The organism is Fangia hongkongensis FSC776 = DSM 21703, assembly GCF_000379445.1.
Lineage (GTDB): Bacteria > Pseudomonadota > Gammaproteobacteria > Francisellales > Francisellaceae > Fangia > Fangia hongkongensis.
The window spans coordinates 131,263-138,458 of record NZ_KB902274.1; the positions used below are offsets into that span (position 1 = coordinate 131,263).

The 7,196-nt window shown below is 38.0% G+C and carries 7 protein-coding genes; 2 read left to right on the top strand and 5 right to left on the bottom strand.

Annotated features, from left to right (window positions below; translation table 11 throughout):
- Positions 1 to 35 precede the first annotated feature (35 nt).
- The 3 genes from galK to trmL all read right to left on the bottom strand — a co-directional run bounded on the left by galK (position 36) and on the right by trmL (position 2,744).
- On the bottom strand, positions 36 to 1,199 hold the full coding sequence (gene galK / locus A37Q_RS0113660) for a galactokinase (RefSeq protein WP_018300852.1): 1,164 nt from the start codon (positions 1,197 to 1,199) through the stop codon (positions 36 to 38).
- A 2-nt stretch (positions 1,200 to 1,201) separates the two neighbouring features.
- A complete protein-coding gene (locus tag A37Q_RS0113665; RefSeq protein ID WP_018300853.1) occupies positions 1,202 to 2,203 on the bottom strand; it encodes a UDP-glucose--hexose-1-phosphate uridylyltransferase in 1,002 nt (333 codons plus the stop codon).
- Positions 2,204 to 2,282: 79 nt separating this feature from the next.
- The gene (gene trmL / locus A37Q_RS0113670) at positions 2,283 to 2,744 is read right to left on the bottom strand and encodes a tRNA (uridine(34)/cytosine(34)/5-carboxymethylaminomethyluridine(34)-2'-O)-methyltransferase TrmL (RefSeq protein ID WP_018300854.1); all 462 of its coding nucleotides are present in this window, start codon (positions 2,742 to 2,744) and stop codon (positions 2,283 to 2,285) included.
- Positions 2,745 to 3,061: 317 nt separating this feature from the next.
- Here trmL and A37Q_RS0113675 point away from each other — a divergent pair, with 317 nt between their 5' ends.
- Positions 3,062 to 4,291 carry an MFS transporter gene (locus tag A37Q_RS0113675; protein ID WP_026196725.1) on the top strand — a complete coding sequence of 410 codons (1,230 nt, stop codon included), beginning with the start codon at positions 3,062 to 3,064 and terminating at the stop codon, positions 4,289 to 4,291.
- A 7-nt stretch (positions 4,292 to 4,298) separates the two neighbouring features.
- On the opposite strand, the gene A37Q_RS0113680 is transcribed toward A37Q_RS0113675, so the two are convergent.
- Both A37Q_RS0113680 and A37Q_RS0113685 read right to left on the bottom strand, forming a co-directional pair.
- Positions 4,299 to 5,126 carry a hypothetical protein gene (locus tag A37Q_RS0113680; protein ID WP_018300856.1) on the bottom strand — a complete coding sequence of 276 codons (828 nt, stop codon included), beginning with the start codon at positions 5,124 to 5,126 and terminating at the stop codon, positions 4,299 to 4,301.
- A 16-nt stretch (positions 5,127 to 5,142) separates the two neighbouring features.
- Positions 5,143 to 6,732, bottom strand: coding sequence for a hypothetical protein (locus A37Q_RS0113685; protein ID WP_018300857.1), 1,590 nt, complete (start codon positions 6,730 to 6,732; stop codon positions 5,143 to 5,145).
- A 220-nt stretch (positions 6,733 to 6,952) separates the two neighbouring features.
- Between A37Q_RS0113685 and A37Q_RS0113690 the strand changes: the two genes are divergently transcribed.
- On the top strand, positions 6,953 to 7,196 hold a 244-nt coding region (locus tag A37Q_RS0113690), incomplete at its 3' end, for an IS1-like element transposase (RefSeq protein ID WP_018300858.1).

The following is a 7,196-nucleotide window of genomic DNA, read 5'->3' on the forward strand; positions in this document are numbered from 1 at the left end:
TTTAGCTAAACACAAAAATCTATCAACAAACTTCACTACATCAATGATCTGACACCTTGACAGGCTCTAGAGGTATATAACTTTGGAGACAAGGAAAATTGATGGGAATAATGGCTTTGTATATACTCTTGATATTCATCTATTCTCTGATCTTCCACGAGAGCAACAGTAGATCCACCAAATCCACCTCCTGTCATCCTAGCGCCATAAACACCATCAAAGTGCTTTGATAGCTCTACAAGATAATCAAGCTCATCACAGCTGACCCTGAAATCATGTTGTAGTGATTGGTGTGATTCAAACATAAGCGCTCCAAAAGCATGCCAGTTTTCTGCACGCATAGCCCTTTTCGCCTCGAGCACTCTTTGATTCTCTGTAATCACATGCTTAGCACAGAAAAAACTCTCCTTTGGCATTTTCTCACCGAAGCTCACCAATTTATCGTATGTCACTTCTCTGAGTGTTTTTTCACCACAAACCTGAGCAGCAAGCTCACAAGACGCTCTTCTGTCATTATACGCCGAGTCCGCAAGTGAGTGTTTCACCGAGCTATCGCAAATCACAAAAGAAAGGTTCTCAAATTCACAAGGAACTTGCTCAGATGTCAATGTATCACAATCAAGACAAAGCGCATGACTCTCCTTAGCCAAAGCACAAACCATCTGATCCATAATACCACAGAGCGTTCCGGCAAATTGGTGTTCAACTTTTTGTGCAAGCTCAGCAAGTCTACGCTTTGGGCAAGATAAATTGTATATTGCTTGATAAGCATAGCCTACTGCGATAGTTAATGATGCCGATGAGGAAAGACCTGCTCCCATTGGGAGGTTACTGTAAATGTATATATCTGCACCTGTATGCCCATCTAGAGCACAATGTTGTATTAGAAAATATATCACTCCTGCTACATAGTTTGCCCAACGGTTTTCTCCTGTTAAAGCATTAAAGCTATTAATATTTTCAATACTAACTGCCTCAGAGAGATTTTGACTGAAAATATTTAGCTGATTATCCTCTCTTTTTGCTATTGTGATATAGGTGCCTTTATTAATTGCCATTGGCATGACAAATCCATGATTATAATCCGTATGCTCACCAATAATATTAACACGTCCAGGCGCATAAAAAACCTGACCCCTCTTGTGAAATCGTGTTTGAAAATGATCTTGCAATGATGATTTGATTGAATCTATTGTCATTATTACAGCTCCTGTAATACAGTTGCAACATATTCAGGCGTGAGATCTCGCTGAGACTCCCCTAACATTTCAAATCCCACCATAAACTTTTTCACACTTTCAGAGCGCAAAAGCGGCGGATAGAAATGTGCATGGAGCTGCCAATATGGTATATCTTTTGCAAAAGGAGCGCCGTGCCATCCCATAGAATATGGAAAAGAGGTATTAAATAGCTTATCATATTTCGTTAATAATATTTTTAAAATCGAAGCCAAGTCTTGTTGATATTTCCCATCTAAATAATTTAAGTGACTCATTTGCTTTTTAGGCAACAACATCGTTTCAAATGGCCATACTGCCCAAAAAGGCACAACGACAACCCAGCTGTCATTCTCACTCACCACACGCGATTGTAGGGTTAACTCACGCTCAACATAATCTAATAAAAGATTGCTTTGATAACGCTCATAATACTCTTTTTGTTTTTGATCTTCTTTCTCTCCCTCCGTCGGCAGAAAATCACATGCCCAGATTTGCCCATGAGGGTGCGGATTAGAGCAGCCCATTATCGCACCTTTATTTTCAAACACCTGTACCCAACGATATTCAGAAGATAACGCTTCCACTTCATCTGACCAAAGTGAAATAACACTTTGAATTTGATGCTCTTCCATCGATGCCATACTAAGGGCATGATTTTCTGAGAAACAAATTACTTTTGCTGTCCCTCTTGCTGATTGCACAGAAAAAAGTGGATCATCTTCAAAAAAATCCTTACTCTCAGGCAACAGCGCAGCATAATCATTTGTAAAAGAAAACGTGCCCTTATAATCAGGATTCATTTGTCCATTTGCACGCTGATTCCCCGGACAAAGATAACAGCTTTTATCATAGTTGGCATTTTCAAGCACTAATGGTGCTTCAGACTGTCCTTGCCAAGGGCGAGAAAGTCTATGTGGCGAGACAAGCACCCATTCACCAGTTAATGGATTTTTGCGTCTATGTGGATGTTTATTATATTGCATAGTTATGGAACCATCTTCTTTATTATATTCACTGCAAAGTATATCATTTACCAAGCGTACTTACTCTTAAACACTATTGTTATTGCTGCATCGGAAAATCAAGCTGGCGAAGCGCTTCATACAGCATAATCGCAGTTGCATTAGATAAGTTCAAGCTCCTACTTCCCTCTCGCATCGGCAATTTAATTTGCGTTTTTTGGAGCAAATCCAATACATCTTGTGGTAAACCTCTACTTTCAGGGCCTAACAATAGCATGTCATCTTTATTAAATGTCACTTTATGATAATATGATTTTGCTTTTGTTGTGCAAGCCCAAATTCTCTTATTTTGATGTTGGCTTAGAAAGTCTTGAAAGTTTTTATAGCTTGTAACATTGGTAAGCTCATGATAATCAAGCCCTGCTCTTCTTAACTTTTTTTCATCCAAATTAAACCCAAGTGGCTCAATAAGATGCAACTGAGCACCAACATTTGCACATAGGCGAATGATATTTCCTGTATTTGGTGGAATTTCTGGCTCATATAAAACAATGTGGATCATAAATCATACTTTTTCATATTCTAAACATCTGAAATTGTAACCAGATCAGCTTGAACTTGCCAGAATTTTAATCTAAAACACGGCTAAGAACACTAGCACTATTATGATTTTCTGGTAGCATAGGCTCTAAGCCTTGCACAGGCTTTAGGGATGAAAGGAAAACTCAACATAAACATTTGTGTATAGCGTTTACTTTGTAGATACCACAAACCTATAGCAAAATTAACAACACAAAGAAAAAACATAGGCCGGTCAAATAGTATATCGATTTGACAAGCATGCCTTAGCACTAAAGAGAAATTATATAAGGTGGGGAGATGTCAAGTTACCTAAGACGACGCATGTCATTGTTTGCAAATAGCGCCTTCAGCTGCGCTTGTTTGATGGGTTTTTGCTCAGCGATTGGTGTTGGCATCACCTATATCGCCATGAGTTGGCATTTGTTGTCCATCTATAACAGCATCATTGCAATTATTCTTTTTATGTTTACTTGGTGGATATTTGCAACCTTACTCTCACCATTAACAGGTTACGTTGCTGATAAATTTCCACGGCGCAATATTGTTATTACAGTCAATGTGCTTCGTGTGCTTTTGGTGCTTTGTTACCTATTTCTTGGAGAGCTGGACTCTTTAGTTAAAATTTATATCTTCACAACACTATGGGGGATCATTCTCGCATTTTTTATGCCTGCTATGCTGATACTGGTGCGAGAGCTATTTGAAGACGATAAAAATTTAATGTACGCCAATAGCACCATTGATGGCATTTTTGAAATTGGGATGGTTATTGGGATGTCATTAGGTGGGCTTCTCATTACTATTTACAGCATGCATGATATTTTATATATTTTGCTTTTTGTTCTACTTATCTCTCTCATTGCAAGCTTTGGCATCCATCCAAGACGAGAAGTTGAAACAACCTCCACAACCTTTATCCAAGACTGGAAAGAAGTGATCATTTATCTCAATCAGCATCGTTTTGTATTTTGGTATTATATCGCTCAGATCTGCTTTAGTAGCTTATTTATGATTGTTCCAGCTTTCTTAGCCCCTTATGCAAAGAATATTCTGCATGCAAGCTCATTTGAGTTTGGCATTATTGAAACAAGTTTTTCTGTTGGCTTTATCGTTGGCACATTTGCCATGCCTTGGTTTGCTGATCGATATACTGATGTTAAGGTCATTATGTTTGCGCTTGTCTTCTCAGCTATTTTATATCTGCTTTTGGCCTCTATACATCACATTCCTTTAGCTGTGATTTGTTATTTTTTTGTTGGATTATGTGTCTCTTGCTGGGCCATTATCATTACACTTGCACAAAAAAACACGGTGATTTCACTTCAGGGTAAGGCACAAGGGGTTGCCTATGGGGTATCAGGTCTTATTGTGATGCTTGTTTATGCACTGTTCTTAGTGATTGACCTTGTCCATCCTATGCCAAGTAATAAGTGGTTCTACTTTACTTTGCTTATCGCCGTATTTGCGCTTATCCCGCTTTATAAAGGAAAGCGCTTAGAAAAAAAAGCACGAGAGAAAAGTATATAACGTCAACTTATTGCACTTCTTGTAAGGCAATCACACCATAAGGCATTGGTGCATTTTGAATTTCAATACTGCCAGAATCTGTATTCAAATAGACCTTTTGTGTCGTAACGCTATAGGTAATATAACTGCCGGAAGTCAGGCTAATATTTGAATAAGTTTTAAATGTGCCAAGCGTTTGCTCAAGCGCAATAAAATAAGCATTTCCGCCATCGGTTAATACAATAATAAACCCGCGAAACGGAAAAACTTTTACAACAGCTTCTGTCACTGAGCTAAATGCAGTTTTAATGAAAGTTAGTGTAGGCGTGCTTGGCGTTGCGGCCATATCTGAAGGGGCATAATCATAAACATCCACTCTATCTGCATAGCTAATCACAAGATATTCACTTGACCCATCACGAGGGATAATTTGCGGTGGGTAGCTCATTACCCCAATAATCGGATTAATCGTTAGCATATTGGTTGCACTTTGAATCGCTGCACTTTGAATGCGAGAGGAGTAAATTGTCTCTAAACCTGATGTCGTTGAAGCAAAAATCAAAACATCTTGTACATTTTGATTACTATTTCGATCTAAAGGCAAAAGATAGATGCCAGTTGCACTACTGTAAGCACCGTAATCATAGCTATTTTGTGTCCCTCCAGAATTGGTATAGACATATGCCACAAGGTTATTACTTGAGTTTTTTGTCATCACCATTGAATAAATGGTGTCTCTATCATTAATCAGCTTGGCACTCATAATTGTATTACTGGTATCAAGCCCTGCTGAAAAAGCCACCCATGGGATATATAACAGCATAAATAACAGTATTTTTCGGCAATATTTCATCATATGTATCACCTCCACCTTATACTAAATCCCACTTACCAGGATGTGTTGCTGGCGTTTGCCCTGGTGCAACGGTTTGATTATAGTTTCTATCTGTCTCATACACATTTCCCTGAAAGGTTACTCGATCATCCATATAATAGCGAACATTAGCATTATATGTTGGTGCTGTGCCTTCTGGGATTAAAACACGCCATCTATTTTGGTTATTTTGATAAGGATTATTTTTTGTATTTGTTGTACTGACAAAAGTTTGCCCATCGTAGGTGATTTTTAAACCTTTGGTATAATACACCTTATTACTATATGGCAAATTTGCTGAGCTCGTATTAACTACCCGCCAGTTATTACTTTGCTGGAAAGGTGTTTTATTTTTGTTACTTTTTTTAATGTTCACAAAGGTAAAGGTATCCCCACCAGAGCTGTAAGTAACATACTCACCTGGGTTATATACTTGCGACTGCCAAGAAGATGCACTTGTTGAGTTCACCACTGCCCAACGATTGCTTGGCGGAGCTGATTGACTCTGACTATTGTTTTTTGTTGCCACATATTTTGTGCCATTTTCAGTAATAACATCGCCTTTAAAATAATATACACTTGTATTCCAACTAGGATAGGTGTTCTCAGGGATCACTAATCGCCACCATGTTGGCTTACTATATGGATCTTTATTATTACCACTATTTACAGCACGAACAGATACAAAAACTTGGCCATCATAAGTAACATAGCTGCCTTTAGGATATTTAATACTTGAGTTATACGGATCATGAGTTGTGGTATTTGGTGAGATAATATTTGTCCAAGTAAGCGTTGAGAATGTATCATTATTCTCCAAATCAAGCACATTGGCTAAACTAATGGATGTTTGATAGGCATAGTTTGTACTTACATCATAGATAAATAAGCTCCAATACCATGCGCCTCCACTTAAATACCATCCTTGGGTTAATACATAGTTATTATTATCAGGATAGTTTAATGTAAAGCTTTGTGGTGTTGTTGCGGGATAGGGTGTGAAGGTTAATGTTTTAGCTGTATTATCGCTGGTAATATAGCCAACATACCCGGCAGCACCATTATCTAATGAACTGGAGATATTCAATTGTGCTGTGTTTAAATTCCCAACTTTAACAATAGGAATATTCACCTCTTGTATTGTATTAGGACTAATAGTGTCAATTAAATAATACTGGCTTGGTGAGTTAATTAACGAGTAATAACTTGTACTTGCTCCAGAGGTATTGGTTACACTTATTGTTGAGTTATATTGAAGGTATGCTGCAGGAGAGTAAAGCATAATGCTCTCAGGATAAATACCATTAACATTTTTTGTCACTGTGATGGTTGTATTGGCAGAGCTATAGTTTGATGTCCCTGAGCTTGGTGTATTGGTGTATGGGAAACCCGCGCTTGAAATATTGGCTTTCAGCGCTAGAAACACGCTGTTTCTGTTATCATTATAACGGTTAATAGCGTTGTTCTGTACGATGCTAATTTTCACCACATATAAAATAGAACCTGCAAGGATTGCAACTGCCGCCACAACAATAAGCGCAATAAGAATCACACCCCCTTGTTGTTTCCTTAATTTACCGAGCAACATCATACTTACCTCACAACTTAATCCTACGTTTAAGAGGCAACTGCTATCATCTATAACAAAACGCTAACAGTAATATCCTTACATCTACCTCTTTTTAAGTATAGTATAAAAATGAGTCCATCAGGAACCTGTATAATTTTAATTCTTTCCATAAGGAATATATAACCTACTCGGTAGTGTTTTACTTTGTCTTAACTCCGTGTAAAATGCTCAATCAAAAATGGCAAAAATTGACGTTACTTGCAGGCTATGTAAATCCAATAATACAGTAAAGGCTGGTAGGCATAGGATAAAGTCAAACCCTGAGGGAGTTCAGAAGTATAAATGCCAAGATTGTGGCAAATACTTTCAGCTTGAATATAAAGCAAAAGGCAGGCTTCCTGAGACAAAAGAAAAGATTATTGATATGTGCAACAATGGTAGTGGTATTCGTGATACGGCACGTGTGCTCAAAGTCAGCACTA